This is a genomic window from Nocardia grenadensis (assembly GCF_050942415.1).
Classification (GTDB): Bacteria; Actinomycetota; Actinomycetes; order Mycobacteriales; family Mycobacteriaceae; genus Nocardia; species Nocardia grenadensis.
This window is the reverse complement of record NZ_CP192054.1, coordinates 3746053-3763913: the sequence shown is the minus strand read 5'-3', so window position 1 is coordinate 3763913 and position 17861 is coordinate 3746053. Positions and strand designations below refer to the sequence as shown.

Here is a 17861-nt window from a genome sequence, read left to right as displayed (position 1 = left end):
TGGGGCCGAACCCGTTGTCCGGGTTGAGAAGTTGGTGATATGGCGAGGTCTCCGGTAGTTGGTTGAACGACCAAGCACAACCGGAGACCAACCGGAGACCTCTTGAACAGCGTAACGGCAACCTGCCGTGCGGATCTGACCGATGCCCAGTGGGCAAAACTGAAACCGCTATTACCTGCCGGTATGAAACCGGGCCGGCCACCGCGGTGGTCGAAACGACGGTTGATCGACGGGATCCGCTGGCGGATCCGCACCGGTAGCCCATGGCGTGACATCCCGGCGATGTATGGACCGTGGCAGACGGTGTATGGGTTGTTCCGCCGCTGGCAGCGCGACGGGACGTGGGAATCGATGCTGACCGCGCTGCAAGCCCACGCCGACGCTGCAGGCGAGATCGAGTGGACGGTGAGCGTGGACTCCACCGTCGCCCGAGCGCACCAGCATGCGGCCGGTGCCCGCCGCGACCCGCACCGCCAGGCCGAGCCGGCGGGCGGATTCGATGACGAACCCGCCGACCATGGTCTCGGACGGTCGCGGGGCGGGTTCACCACGAAGCTGCACTTGGCCGCCGACCAGGGGCAGCGGCCGTTGGCTCTGCTGGTCACGCCTGGTCAGTGGGCCGATTGCCCGCAGTTCACGACCGTGCTCGGCGAGATCCGGGTGCCGCGGCTCGGGGTCGGTGGTACCCGGTCGCGTCCGGATCGGGTTCTGGCCGACAAAGCCTATTCTTCGGCGGCCAACCGTGCTTACCTGCGGCGACGCGGGATAAAAGCGACTATCCCGATCAAGGCGGATCAGGCCGCGAATCGCGCGGCCAAAGGCCATGCCGGTGGGCGACCGCCCGCGTTCGATCTCGGTCTCTACGCCCTGCGGCACGCCGTGGAATGCACGATCAACCGCCTGAAACAGCACCGGGCAGTGGCCACCCGGTATGACAAACTCGCCGTCCGCTACCTGGCCACCGTCCGTGTCGCCGCGATCAACCTGTGGTTATCAGGCCCAGGCTTATGAAACACGCGCTAGGAGCACTCGTTCGGGGCCGGCTCGCCGCGTAGACGCGCGTCGAGCCAGTCGAAGGCGCCGGGGAATCCCGTGGTCAGTCCGGTGACATGTTCACCCGGCTCGCTCCGGAAGACCGCGGGGACGCCGCGGTCGCACTGCGTGCGATACAGCTGCTGCGCCCCCTCGAGCGGAATCCAGAGATCGTGGGCGGCATGGTAAATGTACAGCGGCACCGCCGACGTCCGGTCACTGAGATCCGTACGCGCGAAGATATCGTCGGCGACGGCGCTGTCGAGCGGGTGGGGAATATTCGCGGCGATTTCGAGCGGTATCCCGACCACACCCAGCGGGCCGAGCGCCTCACCACACACATTGTTGATCGGCGACGTGGCCACCCACTGTGCCAAATGGTTCATATTGGCGAGGATCTCGGGGTGCTCGCGGGCGTAGGCGAGCACGACCGCGAGCAGCACGCCGGAGGCGAACTTACCGTCGAAACTGTTCGCGACGACCCGGTTGTCGGTGACGAGCCCGCCCATCGACGCGCCCACCACCGCCTCGGCCAATTCCGGCGCGTAGTCGTCGAGCAGCATGGCCGCCGAGTAGGAGGCGATCGCGCCCCCGGAGTATCCGGTCAGCGCGAAACGGCTGCCACCGAACTCCGATTCGGGCAGCGAGCGCACGGCGCGAATGCTGTCGAGGATGACATGTGCGGCGACATTCGGTTCCGCATAGGCCATGAACGGGCCTTCGTGATCGGGAATCAGTACCGCGTACCCACGGTTCACTGCCGACTCGGTCGTGGGGGTCAACGCGTCGATGGCACTGCTGCTGGCGCCGTCTTCGCCGTGCGCCATCGCATAACCGGGCGTACACCGCAGGCCGAGCGAGTTGATCGGCTTGTTGTCCACCAGGACCGGCCGGCCGCCGGGACCCGTCCACGCCGCCGCCGGGACCACCAGGGTCGCCGTGCCGAACGAGGGGGCGCCCGCCGCGGATGTCGATCGGAACTTCAGCAACGCGGCCCGGCCTACCGGTGCCTCGATCCGCGACGCGGCGATCGCGGTGATGTCACGCTGTTCGATCATCGCACCGGCGGCCATCCCGTCCAATCCGGCCGGCCAGGTGTCGAAGATCGGGTCACCCGTCGGCGGGGACTGCACCGCGTGCCACAGTGCCGCCAGTTCCGGCGTCAGATCCACGATGGGCGGGATGGGGGCGTCGGGCAGTGGCGGCGGGGGAAGGGCATCGTCGATACCGCGCTGTAGGCCGGAGGGGGCCGGTGGGCCCGGCACCTCCTCGGCGACCGCCGATGGCTGACCCGCGAGGATCAGGCAGCATGCCGTGGTCACACCTGTCAGCGCCCGCACGAGACCTGTCCGCGCACGGACCCAATTCATAGAGCTACCTCTCGAGATCGGTGATATGTCCTCGGGTCATCGCCATCGAAGACACGCAGAAACCCGCCGCGTGCCCGCCGTTCGTCTCGGCGAAAAGCGTTTGTGTGCACGCTGGTCGGGTGACTCGAGAGTATACGGTCCGGTCGGAGGCCCGGTCATCGAGCGTCGGATCCGGACTTTTCAGCACGGTCGCGCGATTCCGTGTGAATCCGCCACAAACGCCTCGCCGGGCGCCAGAAACTCGTTCGTTCCACCCGCGTGGTGTGCGAGCGGCCGCGTTATGGCTATACGGCGGTGCTTCGCGCCGCGCTGACCGGGCTCCTCGTGCCCTGGCTGTGGACCTTCGATCTGCTGGTCGCCGGCCGATCCCGTGTGGCCGGATTTCCGTGCCGAACACTACAACCGGACCCTCGAGATCTATCAGCGGCGCACTCGGAGATTCGGCACCGTCGGATCAACGGCTACGGACAGGCGATAACGCCTGTTCGTTCGAGGACTGCCCGCACCTCGGGGCTGCTGCCGGTCGCGGCTGTTCGGGATCGCCGGACCGGCAACTCTCTGGGATGGAGATATTCGCGTCGAGCATAGGCCGTATGTGGGACGGAAGGTTCCGTGAAAGGCCGAGCTGCCGAACACTGAAGTCGAGATTCCCCGGGGAGGCCGTCCCCGGGAATGCGTGTACGAGATTTTTACGATTCATCACGGAAACGATCATGAGGATTCGATATGAAGCAGGACCTCGAGTTCGACGTGCCGTTCGCGGCCTACATCAACCCTCGATTGGCTCGGGTTTTGCCATCCCATATGGATTGGCTTCGCGCCTTCGACCTTTTGCCTGCAGTAGGCGCAGAAGAGGAATATCTCGACTGGGATTTTCCGTCGCTCTCCGCCTGGTGGTGGCCGAACGCCGAGGATGAACAACTGCGACTCGGGCTCGATATCTTCGGGTGGCTGGTCATATTCGATGGGCAGTTCGACCGGAGTCGCGGAACCGATATCGACCATGCTACGGAGTTCGTGAACGAGCTCGTGCACATTGCCCGGCACCCGGAGGATCCACTACCCGGATATGCTTCGCCGGCAGCCGCGGCCTTCAAGGATGTTTGGGATCGCGAACGTGCCGATATGCTCCCGCACTGGCAACGCCGAGCTGCGCTCAACTGGTCGAAACTCTTCGAATCCGTAGTTGCCGAAACGAAGAATCGGGTTGGGAGCCGGATACCGGATAAGGTGGAGTACGACCGGATACGGGACGATTCCGGGCTCATGTATGTCCTGCTGGATGCCTCCGAGTTGATCTGCGATTGCAAGGTGTCGCTCGCTGTACAGAAGAGTCCCGAACTTCAGCGTATGCGTTTGGCAACGGTCCGGGGGTGTAACTACATTCAAGACTTGTTCTCGGTGAATAAAGAGGAGATTCAGGATGATCCGAACAACATAGTGTTCGTTCTCGGTAATCAGAACACATTGACCCGAAGCGAATCCTATCGTGCCGCTGTGGCGCTCGTTCGCGAGATCACCGACGACTTCCTGCGGGCCGAGGCGCGAATCCCTCGGATGCTCGACCGGCTGGGCGCGTCGGTCGAGGACAGAAAGGCGACCTACTTCCTGGTGGACAATATGAGAGCCAACTTCGCGGCAGCGTACGAATGGACGCGTAATTCGAACCGGTACACATCCTCGGCCCGCCCCCGGGAAGAACAGCCGGGCTTCCTCGGCGATGTGGGCACGCGGCGATTGATCTCATAGAACTCCACCTCGATCGCCGGCCCCGAGACGACGGTCATTCGGTGCTCTGTCGCCCGCAGGCTCGCCGCGTGCTCCGTCCGATCGAGCGGTCGCGCACACCGCGCTTCCGCTCGTCCACCCGCTGTGGGGCATCCCGGTAGCGATCTCCGCCACCGATCTCTCTTTCCCGGAACGAAGCGGTTCTCGCGCCTCGTCCGGCCTAACGATCATGGTCGGTATCGAGCTGATCCCACCACCATCGCACACTCGGGAGCGGCGCCGGGTCGGAGCTGTCGTCGGACGGGGTAGTGGTGATGTGCGGCGTGGTGGTGGTTCCGGCTGTGCGGAAGCGGGCAGCCTCTCTGCCGAATTCGATATTGCCGGAGACGATATATTCGAGGTTTGTCAAATATCTCCGCAGGCCGCTGCCGGCGCCGGGCCACATCTGAGCACGTAATCGGCTATAAAGGTGCATGATTCGGTCGCGGAGCGCGATGACCTGGACGACGGCGTCGGTGAACGACATTTCCTGGTGCTCGTTGCGGACGAGGTGAAAGAGGTCGATATGCGAGTCGCCCTGGGCCATGGTCTTGGCATGGGAATATCGTTCGTTATCGATGACAAGGATCGTCATGGCGGCCTCGGTGGCGGCGCGCACGGCGGGCGAGTCCAGAACGTAGTCGGGTAGGTCCCTACTGCTGCGGTTGGCGAGCATGGCCGCTGCACCCGCGGCCAATCCGGTGGCCATCGACCAGTATCTGAGCGTCAGATAGTCGTTCAGGGTGAGCGGTAGGTCGTTGTGCTGAATGTCTTGTTCCCAGAGGATACCGAGTAACCACTGCCGGATCGACTCTGAAAACCATCGCATCTGAGTCGGGTCGGCCCAAATCCGCATGCGGTGAACGATATCGGCGAGGGCTTCGGCAATACCCTCGCCGGGCAGCAGGGCACTGGAAGGTTCCTCCGCGACGCGGACCAGTCGAGCCAGCATGTCGGTCGGATTGCGGCCGATTCTTCCGGTCGGCACGGCCGTGTCGGTGAGGTCGTCGACCATTATGGCCCAAGCGGAGCAATAGGCCATGGTCTGCATGCGTTCTCGCGGTGCATCTGGATAGAAGAGGGACGCCAGCAAACTTCCCGCGCGGGCGTACATGTCGCTGTGTTGCGGATTGTTGCCGCCCAGCTCGACGCGACGTGCCCACTCGATCGTGTCGAGCTGCACTACATCTGCGGCCGGGTTCCGCTTCGTCTCGAAGGGACAGTAGAACCCCGGAAAATCTGGGCCGATGACGTCGATCGGTGTTCGATTGTTCTGTTGCACGACCTGGTCCTTTGCAATCGGCCTCGCGCGTAGGGAGGCGTGGATGAAATCGTTCGGTGACCGCCGCAGCGGCTCAGGATCGCTGAATAGCTCGAGCGTGGTCGAGCTGGGCGCGGGCCACCTCCATGGCGCGACTGCACCAGGTGTGGGCCGGCCCCGGGGTGGGTAATGCGGCGACCATGCGGTCGGCGAGGGCGAGCTCGGTGCCGGCGTAGGACATCAGATCGGTGACCGCCCAACCGTCGGGGAGGAAGTCGATGCCGCGTTCCCGGTCGACAGCCAGGCCGGCGAGGATATTCGCGGCCTGGACGCCGCGGGCGTAGCTCATCATCTGGCTGCGGTCGACCTGGGTGCCGTCGTGCCATGCCCACATATCGCACAACAGTGTGGCCACCACTCCGGCGACCGAGAACGTGTAGTGGTCGAGGTCGTCCACATCGTGCAGGCGCCACTCCTTGGTGGACCACACCGCCATCCGGTTGGCCATCGCTATGGCGGCGTCCACGATCCGTGGCGCGATGAAGGCGGGCGCGAGCTCGCACCAGTCCGCGAGCCGCAAGGACACCTCGGGCAGGGCATCGTGGTGGTCCGCGAAGGCGATGCGGAGACGACCGTCGATATTGCGGGTCTGCAACGCGCAGGCCACATCGGTCAGCAGCATCTCCTTCACGGATGCGTCCAGCTCCGGATGGTCCTCGATCTCGTCGATGCCCCGGAAGAGCAGGTAGAACGAGACCTTCGCCTCCTGTAGGCCGGGCGGCATTTGCGAGAGCGGCCGGTGGTAGGTGGTCGACCAGCGCCGGACCTCGTCCAGTGCACTGTTCAGATCTGTCATTACCGATACCTCCCGGGGTGAATTGTGGAGAGTGGAAGACCATCTCGGCATACTCCGAGGCGGGTACCGCAGATGCGGCCATCGGGTGGTCGCCGTGGCTTCGGCGGGATGTGTCCGCGGGGCTCGTCCTCGGCGCTGCGTTTCCGGTCGTCGAAGCGGAGCGTGGTCTCAGTTTGGGGCGGTCGGCACACCGGCGGAAGGTGCCTGCGCGCATGTGCCGGATGCGCGGGCCGCATAGCGGTGGCGCGGCAGGGGAATATTGGTCGCGAACAGGCATCGTCGAGCCCGGTGATCGGGACACGGAGCTGTTCATCGCCGCGGGTATCGGTCGGGGTGGATCTGTTGCGCGGGCTCTTATCAGCCTTTGGGTATATCGGCGAGCCAGGTCCGCTGTGCGCCGGCCGCCAGCATCGCCGCACCGATGGCTGCCGCCGAGTCGGCATCGGTCAGGGCGATCACGCAGCCACCGAGACCCCCGCCGGTGAGTTTGGCGCCGTACGCGCCCGCGCGTCGCGCGGACGTGGTCAAGCGGTCGATTCCCGGGGTGCTGACGCTCAGTTCGCGCAGGAGCGAATGGAAATCGTTCATGCTCTGCCCCAGTGCGCGCATGCGGCCGGCTGCCAGCTCCTGTACCGCCGACTCGGTGAGTTCGTTCGCTCGCGCGAGTAGACGCCGCGCCAGTGTCCGGTCGCGGTGCAGCGTGGTCCGTGCGGCGGCCACCGCACGGTCGGTCCGGCCTGGGGCGCCGGTATCGGCGATGACGAGAACCGCGTCGGCCGGTGTGGTGATCGGCCGGATACTGCCTGCCGCGAAGCGGAGGGGCCGGCACGCTGTCACAGTGACGGCGTCGACGCCACTGGCCCGGCCGTGCGAGACATGCTCACCGATTTGCACGAGCTCGTAGAGAGAGCGTGCGTCGGGGGTGACGCCGTGCAGGTCGGCGACCGCGCGGACGGTCGCGGCAGCGGTCGCCGCGCTGGACCCGAGTCCGCGGGCAGGCGGGATACGACTGCGCACCCGTACCTCGACGCTTTCGCCGGGACGACCCCAACGGCGCAGCGAAGCCGCCACCACGGCGGAACCGGGGTCGTCCGTTGTCTCGGTGTCGGCGGAGGCGGTGAATCGACTGTCGAATATGTCGTCGCTGCCGCCGTCGTCGGGTGGTGGGCGCTGCCGGGTGTCCGTCGGTGTGACGACCACCTCGACGGTGAGATCGCGCAATGGCACCGCGACCGCGGGTAGTCCGTAGACCACGGTGTGTTCACCGATCAAGATCGCTTTCGCGTGCGCACGGCCCGATCCGGATACGCCCCGATGCGTACTTCTCGTGGTGGGCATGACCTGTCCCTCCGGGGTAGCCGATGCGCGGACCGGTGCCGACGGGCCGGTGCCGATCTCGATTGCGATTGTCTTCGGATCTCACCGTCGCGCACTTCCACTGCCCGCTGAAGCTCGTGTGCGGCATACCGGAAATGCGCGCCCGGCATACCATTCGCGCACCGCTACGACATCGCGGTGCGCAGTGCCGAGCGCAATGCTGTGCCGTGTTCGGTAGCGCCGGCGGCGGTCAGCTCCTTCGCGGCGCGACGAATCTGGTAGCCGATTCGTTCCGATCCGGTTTCGGTCGCGATCACCAGCGCCTGCCGGGCGGTGGCGAGCGCCTCGTCGTGCTGTGCGGTCCGGGCCTGCGCGCAGGCGAGCAGCGCCAGCCCGCGGCCGAAATCGCGTCGGTTCGTCGATTGCCAGTGTGTCAGCGCGGTTTCGAGTGATTCGATCGCCCTGTCGGTACGGCCGAGCTCTATCCAGCAGTCCGCGGCCTCCACGGCGAGGAACTCGGCGGTGCAGTATCCGGCCAGATCGGTGTCCTCGTCGCCGGCATCCTCGGCGTATTCCGCGGCCAGGTCGATGCTCCGGGCGCACTCCTGCGGCCGGCCCAGGCGGGCCTGGCCGCGGGCGTGCTGGCGTAGCGCGAGGGCGCGTAGTCGAGGCATCGACGAATCCGAGTGGCGTCGCGCCTGTTCCGCCAGCTCGAGTACCGACCGTGCGGCACCGAGGTCTTCCGCGAGGTTGCTCTGCCGCATTCGCACGTAGGACTTCAACCGAGCGTCGTCGAGTTCGTGCGCGAGGGTGAACGCGATATTCGACCAGTCGGTGGCCTGCCGGAAGTTTCCCGCGTCCTGGTGCAGCCAGCCGAGGAACTCGGCGTACCTGGCGTGTACGTGCCGGAACTTCCGGCGCGCCGGGCCGTCGCCGGATCGGTGGAGTTCCTCGATCACCCGGACCTGCGCTTCGACCACCGGCAGCAGCGTACGCGGGCCGAAGCCCACGTCGGCCCGGACGTACTGCTCGAGATTGATCAGCAGCGAATCGGCCAGGCCGGGGTCGGGCCCCAGGGCCGTGATATCGACGAACCTTCCACTGGGCAGTCGCACCCGTCCGGGCGTCGGCCGATCCTCCGGATCCTTCTCGGTGTCGAACCAGAGCAGTGCGGACGGTACGGCGAGCACTCGTGCGTAGTGGGTCAGTTTGTCCAGATCATGTATTCGACTGCGGCCGTTCTCGAGACGACTGAGCTGACCCTGCGTGATCCCGAGCCACTGCGCCATTTCGGCTTGCGGTATCGGCCGGGCGCCGTGCGCCGGGTGGTGTCGATAGCAGCGGACCACGGCGGCCATATCCCGGCTCGCCAATGCGGCACGCATCGTCCGCGTCCGCCACTCGGCGGGCGGCAGCAATGGCGGCCGTCCGCGCTGCCGTCCGCACGGTGTGCAGATCTCGTCGTCGTGGTACGCGGCGATCCGGGCGCCGCATCTGATGCAGAGGCGAACTGGGCGGCCGGATGGGTCCCGATCGGACTCTCCGGCGGATTCGCTGCCCCGACGACGGGTCTCGTTCTTGCCGGTTGCAGGAGACACTTTCATAGACGAACACTCACAGACTTCGATGGATTGTCCGGTGTAACCCGAATGGCCGGGACCGAGCCGCGGCCGGGAATGTGGCACCAGCGTACTAGTCGAGCATGGCAGAGCCGATCGCCTGGTGAATCAAAACCGTTGGGAACCAAAATTTCCATCGATATTTGGAAGATCGCCGACCCGATACTTCCTCGAGTGTCCGGTTCGGCCGCCGGCCCGCGGGCGTCGATGCGTGATCAGGTGTGGCGGAACGCCGGGATACGCCGTGTCGTGGATCAGGCGATTCCGGCCACGTTCACCAGGTGCGCGATCTTGTCCCGCACGAGCTGGTTCTGGTGTCGGAGCAGCGTCCGCAGGATGGCATGGACATCGCCGTCGAATCGAAGATCTTCCGGGCTCGATTCGGCCGCCCGCCCGAGTGCCAGGGTGGCCGCGGCGATATCTCCCTGCAGGGTGTACGCGGTGGCCAGAATGATGAAATAGCGGGTTCGCCGCCCGATCGGCAGCACGTCGAGCCGATGGACGGTGGCTGCGGAGTCCATCACCTGCTGGATATCGCGACGGGACAGCGCGATCTCCATCCGGGTCAGCTCGACTTCACAGGTGCCGAATCCGATGCCCAGTATCCGTCGGTCGTCGCCCACCCGCCGGGCGCGCTCCTGGGCAGCCGCGAGCAGTCGCGCGGCTTCGGCGAGATCGGTTCGTGCGGCGGCCTCGGCCGCCAGGAGCTCGAGCGCGCCACGCACGACATCGGTATCGAGCGTGCCGTCGTCCGGTAGGTCGCGCCGCGCGGTCGCCAGTGCGAAGGTGTGTGCATGGCGGTCCTCTCCCATCTGTAGTAGCGCGCTGGCCCAGTGCCAGCCGCCTGCGGCGAGAAGATGCGGATGCCCGATCGTGCGGGCGAGTAGGCGCGCCCGGTCGGCGGCAATCGCCGCGAGGTGGTGCGCTCCCAGCTGGGTGAGTACCTCGCGGGTCAGATGATAGGCGCGGGGCAGGGACAACTCCGCGGACCCGGTTCCCAGGCGCTGGTTCCAGCAGCGCCCGGCCGCGAGAAGATGCGGTAGCCGCAGGGCCAGTTGCGAGTAACGACGGGGCGAATCCGCCCATATCGCCGCGCAGTCGGCGACCTCGTCCGCCAGCCAGTGATGGTTCCTCCGGTCCGCGCTCGGTCCGGCCGCGGTGTCGGCGGCGGTGACGGGGTGTGCGAGAACTATCGGTTCGAGTGCCTCGATGAGCTGTCCGGCCGGATCGGTGTGGTGTCCTGTCTCGCGCACGGGTAGTTCGATCAGGTCTCGGAAATCGGGTATCTGAAGGACTTCGGCCAAGCGGAGGATCATCTCGACACTGTCGAGCCGTAATCGTCCGGTTTCGATCAGTCGGAGCCACTCCTCGCTGCGGCCGACCATTTCGGCGAGCAGGCGGCGGGGCATCCGGTGTAGCCGCCTGCGCATCTCGATCCGCTCGCCGACCGTGAGCGGGCGATGCCGGGGCGTGTGAGGGGCTGCGGTTTCCGGTCGCACGGCATTCTCCATCGCTCGGCGAGCGGACGCGAACGAAGTGGTGCTGAGTCGCCTCGGCTCGGTCGTCGCAAATCTTCGGAAAGATCATTATGAACGGCATCGATACCCTTCCGTGAGCGATGTGCTCGATCTTGCTCGAGGGAGAAAGCTATTCTCTGGCACGCGTTTACGAATTCAAGCACATTTGTTCGTGCACGCCGCCGAGGCGTCCTCCCCACAGTCGCCGCAGCAAGGCGTATCAGGAAGTTCACCTCTTGTGACCCGGCGCCGACGCGGTGAGGGGGCGCCCGGTTCCGGAACGAGGGCAGTTCAACGGGGTGGTACGAAAAGCGAAATCCTGTCCACGCTTCGGCGAGTGTGTTCCGAAGATTGGAATTCTCTGATATTTGCTGATGGGAACTGTATTTGTCCGGGATTGTCAGGCCGGACTTCTGCTCGGGGTATTCGGCTGAGGAGGGTGATTGCTGATATCCACAGTTTTCTCGAAAGAGAAGGGTTTGCCGGCGGCCGCGGTGCGGGCGCGGGTGCCTGTCCACCTGGAGCGCGGCGTTCCGGTCTGTGCGGACCTGGTCTCGTTCGACGGACTCATCGACGGACGCGAGCACCTGGCTGTCGTCTTCCCCGGACCGACAGCGCCGAGATCCGTGCCGCCGCTGGTCAGGGTGCACAGCGAATGTTTGACCGGCGACTCGCTCGGCTGCTGCCGGTGCCGATGCGGGCCGCAGCTGGACGAGGCGATCGGCCTGCTCTCCGAACGCGGCGGCGTGCTGCTGTATCTGCGCCAGGAAGGCCGGGGGATAGGCCTCTATCTCAAACTGGACGCTTATCTGCTGCAGGACGCGAACGTGGACACCTACCGGGCGAATCGGCTACTCGGCCGTGGTGCCGACGAGCGCGACTATCGCGTGGCGGCGCAAATGCTCTTCGCCCTGGGAATCTCCGCTGCGGAACTGCTGACGAACAATGTCGACAAGGTGGAGCAGCTCGGTGCTCAGGGCATCGAAATCGTCGATGTGGTGCGGTCCGTGGCCGCGCTGTCGTGCGGCAGCGACGATCGCGCCGCAGCGGGGTGAGGTACTCAGCGGTCGCGTCGGACAACGAGGTCGGTCAGCGCTATGAGGTCGTCGGCGATCACCTGATCAGGCAGGGCCGCGATGGCGGCCTCCGCCTGCCGTGCGGCGAACCGGCGCGCCTGCTGTTCGATCCCGGCGTCGGACATGAGCGCCGCGATCCGCGCCGCGTCCGCCGAAGTGATCGTGGTGTCGGAGCGGTAGAGCCGGGTCAGCTCCCGGGCTGCGGCGGTGGAGGTACCGGACTCGAGCGCGGCGGCGACCGGATACGACCATTTCCGGGCGATCAGGTCGTTGCCGGCCGTTTTACCGGTGACCGCGGGATCGCCCCAGATGCCGAGTAGATCATCGACGACCTGGAAGGCCAGGCCGAGAGTGCTACCGAAGGCGTCGAAGGCGGCCATCGTCGCGGGGTCCGCCTCCGCGACCGACGCGCCCAGCGCGCAGGCGGCGCCCATCAGGGCTCCGGTTTTTCCGGTCGCCATCGCCAGGTATTCCGATACTTTCACCGTGGTGCGGCCGTCGAACGCGCAGTCGACGCACTGTCCCCGACACAGTTCGGCCATCACCGACTCCAGCCGCGTCACCGCGGCGGCGGCCTGATCTCCCGGTAGTTCACGGGCCAGCACCTGGATACCGCCGGCGTGTAATGCGTCGCCCAGACAGATCGCCGCCGGAATCCCCCACCGGGCCCATACGGTGGGTCGCCCCCGCCGGATGCGATCGGTATCCAGTACGTCGTCGTGCACCAGGCTGAAGTTGTGCATCAGCTCGATGGCCACCGCCATCGGTGCGGCGGCATCCGGGGCGGCACCACAGGCCTCGGCCGCGGCTGTCGTGAGGCCGGCCCGCAACCCTTTGCCCCAGCCGGTATCCGTCGCGTTTCCCTCGGTATCACACCAGCCGAAATGGTAGTTCGCCATCCGGTCCAGCGGAGCGGGAAGCATATCCAGCGCGGTCCGCAGACCCGGCTCGGTGAGCCGGCGGGCTCGGGTGAGGACCGCGGTGGCGCGTGCGGCACTTGTCATGGACTGGGTCATCGGCGGCCGTACCTTTCTCGATGCGCCCGAAAAGGGTTCGGCTGGGCGCGCGCTGGTCGCCGGGAGCGGAACCGGAGTATCTCCGTATCCGCTCCGGGCGCGGAACCGGTATCGCTATCGAGGGTTACCGCTCGGGTCCGGGTAAGGAACGGCGACGCGCGCATGCTTCCCATGCGCCGGGCACATGATCGTCCCGCGCCGCGGGCCCCTACGAACCGTAGGATCCTGCCGGCCGGGGTGCCGCATTCCCGGTGTGCATTCCCATCATGCGTCATGTGGTCTTCCGAGCCGGCCCATTGCGAGTGAGCCTGGAGAGGACCGATCCACACCTACGAGTGACGTTGCGGCAGTGGCAATCCCGAGTCCGACGGCACCCGCACGCAGAGGAATCCGAGCCATGCGCTTCATCGAAACCGCCTCCGATCGGGTGACTCCGCCGGGCGATATCGGCGCCACCGACCGTGGTGTTGAGCGGAACCGGGATGGGTGGGGCCCGGACCGCACTGCCGAGGAGTGCCCGAGATGAGCAGAGACGAACAAGCGCCGGTGCGCGGCGAAGACCGCGGCTGCCCTGGCACGGGTGCCCTCGCGGTGGCATACCCGAACATGGCGCTGGTCAAATACTGGGGTAAACGCGACGAAGAGCTGGTCCTGCCGGTGACCGGCAGCCTGTCGATGACGCTCGACATTTTTCCCACCACCACGCGGGTGACGCTCCGGCCGCGCGCCGCGACGGATTCCGTGCGGCTCAACGGCCGGCGCGCCGAGGCAGGGGCCCGGGTACGAGTCGAACGGTTTCTCGACCTTGTCCGGGACCTGGCCGGACGCTCCGAACGCGCCCGGGTGATCACCGAGAACACCGTCCCCACCGGCGCCGGCCTGGCGTCCTCGGCCAGTGGTTTCGCCGCACTCGCGGCGGCCGCGTCGGCCGCGTACGGATTGCGGCTCGACCGGCGGACGCTGTCCCGGTTGGCGCGCCGTGGCTCCGGGTCGGCCTGCCGGTCGATCTTCGGCGGATTCGTCCTCTGGCACGCGGGAACCGGGTTCGGGGCGGTGGGTGACGAGAGTTGCTACGCCGAACCGTTGCGCTCCGCCATCGATCCCGCCATGGTCGTCGCCATCGTCGACGCGGGACCGAAAGCCCTGCCCAGTCGTACGGCGATGCGTCAGACCATCGCGACCTCACCGCTGTACCGGTCCTGGGCCCGGGCCAACAGCGCCGCACTCGAGCAGATACAGGCCGCACTGTGTGCGGGCGACCTGACCGAGATGGGCGCGATCGCCGAACAGAACGCCCTCGGGTTACACGCCACCATGCTGGCCGCGCGACCGTCCATCCGCTACGTGGCACCCCGATCGCTGAGCATTCTGGATCGCGTCGACCGGCTACGGGCGGAGGGCATTCCCGCGTACGCCACGATCGACGCCGGCCCGAATGTCGCGGTGCTGTGCTCCCGGCAGGACTCCGACCGAGTGGTGGCGGCCTTGAGTGATGTGGACGGTGTGGCGGCATTACGCGTCGCGCACCGGGGTCCGGGCGTCACGGTCTCCGGTCCGGACCGATGACTCCGGTCCGTCCCCGATCCGCGCCACCGAAAGGACATCATGAACGAACCACCGTCGATCGGCGACCGCAAAGACGAGCACGTACGGTATGCGACCGAACAGCATCGTCGAGGGTTCGCCGGGAATGACTTCGACCGCGTCAACTTCCTCCATCACGCCTTGGCCGGCATCGACCGCGCCGATGTGGACCTGACCTGTGAAGTCGCCGGAATGCGCTGGCCCGCACCGTTGTACATCAACGGAATGACGGGTGGGAGCAGCCGGACCGGATCGATCAACCGCCGGTTGGCCGTCGCGGCCGCCGAAACCGGGCTACCCATCGGATCGGGTTCGATGAGTGCTTATCTTCGCGACGAGTCGGTCGCCGATACGTACCTCGCGCTACGGCAGGAGAATCCGCGCGGCATCGTTATGGCGAACGTCAACGCGGCGACGCCCGTCGACGAAGTACGCCGTGCCGTGGACCTGCTCGAAGCCGACGCCGTACAGATACATCTCAACTCCGTGCAGGAGATCGTGATGCCCGAGGGGGACCGGGACTTCTCGGGATGGCCGCGGCAGATCGAGGCCGTCGCCACACGTATCGACGTGCCGGTGATCGTGAAGGAGGTGGGGTTCGGCCTCAGCGCGAAAACCATAGCGCTACTCAGAGATCTGGGGGTCGCGGTGGCCGATGTCGGTGGCCGCGGCGGAACCGACTTCGCCCGGATCGAGAACAAACGCCGTGCCGGCGAGGACTTCGACTTCCTCGCGGGCTGGGGCCAGTCGACGCCGTGCTGTCTCCTCGATGCCGCCCCACTGCACGGGATCGATATCATCGCTTCGGGCGGTATCCGGTCCGCTCTGGATACCGCCAGGGCCCTGGCGTTGGGGGCGCGCGCGACCGGTGTGGCCGGCGCCTTCCTGACGATCCTGCTGGACCGCGGGCCGGATGCGTTGATCACAGCCATCCGTGGCTGGCTGGACCAGCTCACCTCGATCATGACCGTACTCGGGGCGCGTACGCCGCAGGACCTCACCCGCGCAGATCTCGCCATCACGGGAGACGTGGCGCAATTCTGCCGCGCGATGGGAATCCGCCCGACGGCATACGGCCGCCGCAGCGTGGCACCGTGCACAGAACAGCACGCCGGCCCTCGTTCCGCCGCGCCGCCCGAGTACGTGGCCACTGCGCTCGACACCCCGACCGGAAGACGGTGAGTTCCGCTATGGACATCGACGAACACGCGACCATCCCACTCGCCTGGGTGGGGCCCGTCCGGATCACCGGCAATGCCGCGACGGATGAACTCGACGTACCCCTGGCCACGTTCGAAACACCGCTGTGGCCGTCGGTGCGCCGCGGCGCGCGGCTGTCGCGCTCCGTCGAACAGGGCATCCGGGTCACCGTTATCGACGATCGGATGAGCCGATCGGTGCTACTCGAAGCCGATCACGCCGGCGCCGCGTACCGGGTGACACAGCAGCTGCACGGCCGCTTCGAGGAACTACGCAACGCGGTCACGATGACCAGCCGTTACGCGGATCTGATCGATATGCACCACCAGGTCGCCGGGAACCTGTTATTCCTCCGTTTCGAATTCACCACCGGCGACGCCGCCGGGCACAATATGACGACGCAGGCCGGGGACCGGCTCCTCACCTGGATCCTCGCCGAGTACCCCGAGCTCCACTACGGCTCGGTATCAGGGAACTTCTGTACCGACAAGAAGACCAGCGCCGTGAACGGGATCCTCGGCCGGGGTAAGAACGCGGTCGCCGAGATCATCGTGCCGCGGCGCGAGGTGGACCGGCGATTACACACCACCGCCGAGCGAATCGCCACCCTCAACACCCGGAAGAATCTGCTCGGCACCGTACTGGCCGGCGGCGTCCGCACCGCCAACGCCCATTACGCGAATATGCTGCTCGCCTTCTACCTGGCCACCGGTCAGGACGCGGCGAATATCGTCGAAGGGTCGCAGGGGATCACCTACGCCGAGGACCGCGACGGCGACCTCTATTTCTCCTGCACCGTGCCCAATCTCGTCGTCGGGACCGTGGGCAATGGGAAACATCACCCGTTCGTCGACGATGCCCTGCGCCGTCTCGGCTGCCGCGAACCCCGGCCCGCGGGGGAGAACGCGCGCCGGTTGGCCGCGATCGCGGCGGCGGTGGTGCTGTGCGGTGAATTGTCGCTGCTCGCCGCCCTGACCAGCCCTGGCGAGCTCATGCGAGCGCATACCCGGCTCGAACGCCACAGCGCATGAGCGCAGCGACAGGAGGAACAATGACCACAGCGATCGGGATCCACGATCTGTCCCTCGCCACCACGCATTACGTCCTCGAGCACGCCGCCTTGGCCGAGGCCCAGGGTACGGACGGTGCCAAGTACCGGAGCGGTATCGGGCAGGAGGCGATGAGCATTCCCGCTCTCGACGAGGATATCGTCACCCTCGCGGCGAGTGCCGCGGCCCCGATTCTCGCCCGGCACGGCCGGGCGGAACCGAGCACCGTGCTGCTCGCGACCGAGTCGGGGGTCGATCAGTCGAAATCGGCGGGATTGTATCTGCATTCGCTATTGGATCTGCCGCGCTGTACCCGGATGGTCGAACTCAAACAGGCCTGTTATGCGGCCACCGCGGCACTCCAGTTCGCCGTGGGGCTCGTCGCGCGGGACCCGGCGCAGCAGATACTCGTCATCGCCACCGATATCGCCCGCTACGACCTCGATACACCCGCCGAGGCCACCCAGGGGGCCGGCGCCGTCGCGTTCCTGGTCGCCGCCGATCCCGCCATCGCCGCACTGGACCCGGTCTCGGGCCTCTATTCCGACGATGTGAACGACTTCTGGCGACCGAACTACCGCGGCACGCCGATCGTGGACGGGAAGCTCTCGGTTCATGCCTATCTCACCGCGACCGAGCACGCGTTCGCCCACTACCGCAGCGGCGGTGGCCGCGACCTCGACCGGTTCGCCGCGTTCTGCTACCACCAGCCGTTCACCGAGATGGCGTACAAAGCGCACCGGCATCTGCTGGAGAGTCAGGGCGAGGTCGCGACTCGTGAAGCGCTCGCCGAGAAACTCGCGCCCACCACCCACTACAACCGGGTGATCGGCAACAGCTACACAGCCTCCCTCTACCTGGCCCTGGCCTCCGTACTCGACCACGGCGGCGACCTCACCGGGAAACCGGTGGCAATGCTCAGCTACGGATCGGGCGCGGTCGCCGAATTCTTCTCCGCGGTACCGGTCCCGGGCTATCGGCGGCAGCTGCGCACCACGGATAACCGGCAGACCATCGACGCCCGCAAACCCGTCGGCTACCACCGGTATCGCGAGCTGTACCACGCCTATTCGGCGCTCGGGAAGGGCGGCGATCGCACGCTACCGGTGGAGACCGGCGCACCGTTCCGCTTGGCCGCGATCGACGGTCACCAGCGGATCTACGAGGCCCGGTGAACCCGGGAACCCGGAAGGAGGA

General features: G+C 66.5%; 14 protein-coding genes. 7 read left to right on the top strand and 7 right to left on the bottom strand.

All coding sequences use genetic code 11. The annotated features are described in order from the left end of the window. The first annotated feature begins 102 nt into the window (after positions 1-102). The gene (locus ACQPYS_RS17125) at positions 103-1011 is read left to right on the top strand and encodes an IS5 family transposase (protein ID WP_433490149.1); all 909 of its coding nucleotides are present in this window, start codon (positions 103-105) and stop codon (positions 1009-1011) included. 8 nt (positions 1012-1019) lie between these two features. Here ACQPYS_RS17125 and ACQPYS_RS17120 read toward each other — a convergent pair whose 3' ends face one another. Beyond that, a complete protein-coding gene (locus ACQPYS_RS17120; protein ID WP_433490148.1) occupies positions 1020-2402 on the bottom strand; it encodes a lipase family protein in 1383 nt (460 codons plus the stop codon). Between the two features lie 726 nt (positions 2403-3128). Between ACQPYS_RS17120 and ACQPYS_RS17115 the strand changes: the two genes are divergently transcribed. Further along, complete coding sequence (locus ACQPYS_RS17115; RefSeq protein WP_433490147.1) at positions 3129-4151, top strand: terpene synthase family protein; 1023 nt, start codon at positions 3129-3131, stop codon at positions 4149-4151. 199 nt (positions 4152-4350) lie between these two features. Here the strand turns inward: ACQPYS_RS17115 and ACQPYS_RS17110 are convergent, their stop codons facing one another. From ACQPYS_RS17110 to ACQPYS_RS17090, 5 genes are all read right to left on the bottom strand, one after another. After that, positions 4351-5451, bottom strand: a complete 1101-nt coding sequence (locus ACQPYS_RS17110) for a terpene synthase family protein (protein WP_431937755.1) — start codon at positions 5449-5451, stop codon at positions 4351-4353. 73 nt (positions 5452-5524) lie between these two features. Then, on the bottom strand, positions 5525-6286 hold the full coding sequence (locus ACQPYS_RS17105; protein WP_431937756.1) for a squalene/phytoene synthase family protein: 762 nt from the start codon (positions 6284-6286) through the stop codon (positions 5525-5527). A gap of 357 nt (positions 6287-6643) precedes the next feature. Next, positions 6644-7624: a mevalonate kinase gene (gene mvk, locus ACQPYS_RS17100; RefSeq protein ID WP_433490146.1), complete on the bottom strand. Its 981-nt coding sequence runs from the start codon at positions 7622-7624 to the stop codon at positions 6644-6646. A 164-nt stretch (positions 7625-7788) separates the two neighbouring features. Next, positions 7789-8988 (bottom strand): hypothetical protein, encoded by a 1200-nt coding sequence (locus ACQPYS_RS17095; RefSeq protein WP_433490145.1) that lies wholly within the window; start codon positions 8986-8988, stop codon positions 7789-7791. A gap of 488 nt (positions 8989-9476) precedes the next feature. Beyond that, positions 9477-10652 carry a hypothetical protein gene (locus tag ACQPYS_RS17090; RefSeq protein ID WP_433490144.1) on the bottom strand — a complete coding sequence of 392 codons (1176 nt, stop codon included), beginning with the start codon at positions 10650-10652 and terminating at the stop codon, positions 9477-9479. A gap of 530 nt (positions 10653-11182) precedes the next feature. Between ACQPYS_RS17090 and ribA the strand changes: the two genes are divergently transcribed. Beyond that, on the top strand, positions 11183-11794 hold the full coding sequence (ribA, locus tag ACQPYS_RS17085; RefSeq protein ID WP_433490143.1) for a GTP cyclohydrolase II RibA: 612 nt from the start codon (positions 11183-11185) through the stop codon (positions 11792-11794). Positions 11795-11799: 5 nt separating this feature from the next. Here ribA and ACQPYS_RS17080 read toward each other — a convergent pair whose 3' ends face one another. Continuing rightward, complete coding sequence (locus ACQPYS_RS17080) at positions 11800-12819, bottom strand: polyprenyl synthetase family protein (protein ID WP_431937761.1); 1020 nt, start codon at positions 12817-12819, stop codon at positions 11800-11802. A gap of 534 nt (positions 12820-13353) precedes the next feature. Between ACQPYS_RS17080 and mvaD the strand changes: the two genes are divergently transcribed. The 4 genes from mvaD to ACQPYS_RS17060 are packed head-to-tail and all read left to right on the top strand — an operon-like array spanning position 13354 to position 17839. Continuing rightward, the gene (gene mvaD, locus ACQPYS_RS17075; RefSeq protein ID WP_433490142.1) at positions 13354-14397 is read left to right on the top strand and encodes a diphosphomevalonate decarboxylase; all 1044 of its coding nucleotides are present in this window, start codon (positions 13354-13356) and stop codon (positions 14395-14397) included. Between the two features lie 39 nt (positions 14398-14436). Then, entirely contained in the window at positions 14437-15597 is a 1161-nt protein-coding gene (gene fni / locus ACQPYS_RS17070; RefSeq protein ID WP_433490141.1) for a type 2 isopentenyl-diphosphate Delta-isomerase, read from the top strand. A gap of 8 nt (positions 15598-15605) precedes the next feature. Then, positions 15606-16646 carry a hydroxymethylglutaryl-CoA reductase gene (locus ACQPYS_RS17065; protein WP_063034891.1) on the top strand — a complete coding sequence of 347 codons (1041 nt, stop codon included), beginning with the start codon at positions 15606-15608 and terminating at the stop codon, positions 16644-16646. Between the two features lie 20 nt (positions 16647-16666). Then, positions 16667-17839, top strand: a complete 1173-nt coding sequence (locus tag ACQPYS_RS17060) for a hydroxymethylglutaryl-CoA synthase (protein ID WP_433490140.1) — start codon at positions 16667-16669, stop codon at positions 17837-17839. The last annotated feature ends 22 nt before the right edge of the window (positions 17840-17861 follow it).

Excerpts from the sequence above, each read along its gene's own strand:
- ACQPYS_RS17095 (WP_433490145.1), bottom strand. The coding sequence starts at position 8,988 with ATGCGTGCCGCATTGGCGAGCCGGGATATGGCCGCCGTGGTCCGCTGC.
- ACQPYS_RS17115 (WP_433490147.1), top strand. The coding sequence starts at position 3,129 with ATGAAGCAGGACCTCGAGTTCGACGTGCCGTTCGCGGCCTACATCAAC.
- ACQPYS_RS17120 (WP_433490148.1), bottom strand. The coding sequence starts at position 2,402 with ATGAATTGGGTCCGTGCGCGGACAGGTCTCGTGCGGGCGCTGACAGGT.
- mvk (WP_433490146.1), bottom strand. The coding sequence starts at position 7,624 with ATGCCCACCACGAGAAGTACGCATCGGGGCGTATCCGGATCGGGCCGT.
- fni (WP_433490141.1), top strand. The coding sequence starts at position 14,437 with ATGAACGAACCACCGTCGATCGGCGACCGCAAAGACGAGCACGTACGG.
- mvaD (WP_433490142.1), top strand. The coding sequence starts at position 13,354 with ATGAGCAGAGACGAACAAGCGCCGGTGCGCGGCGAAGACCGCGGCTGC.
- ACQPYS_RS17105 (WP_431937756.1), bottom strand. The coding sequence starts at position 6,286 with ATGACAGATCTGAACAGTGCACTGGACGAGGTCCGGCGCTGGTCGACC.
- ACQPYS_RS17065 (WP_063034891.1), top strand. The coding sequence starts at position 15,606 with ATGGACATCGACGAACACGCGACCATCCCACTCGCCTGGGTGGGGCCC.
- ACQPYS_RS17090 (WP_433490144.1), bottom strand. The coding sequence starts at position 10,652 with ATGCGCAGGCGGCTACACCGGATGCCCCGCCGCCTGCTCGCCGAAATG.
- ACQPYS_RS17060 (WP_433490140.1), top strand. The coding sequence starts at position 16,667 with ATGACCACAGCGATCGGGATCCACGATCTGTCCCTCGCCACCACGCAT.
- ACQPYS_RS17080 (WP_431937761.1), bottom strand. The coding sequence starts at position 12,819 with ATGACAAGTGCCGCACGCGCCACCGCGGTCCTCACCCGAGCCCGCCGG.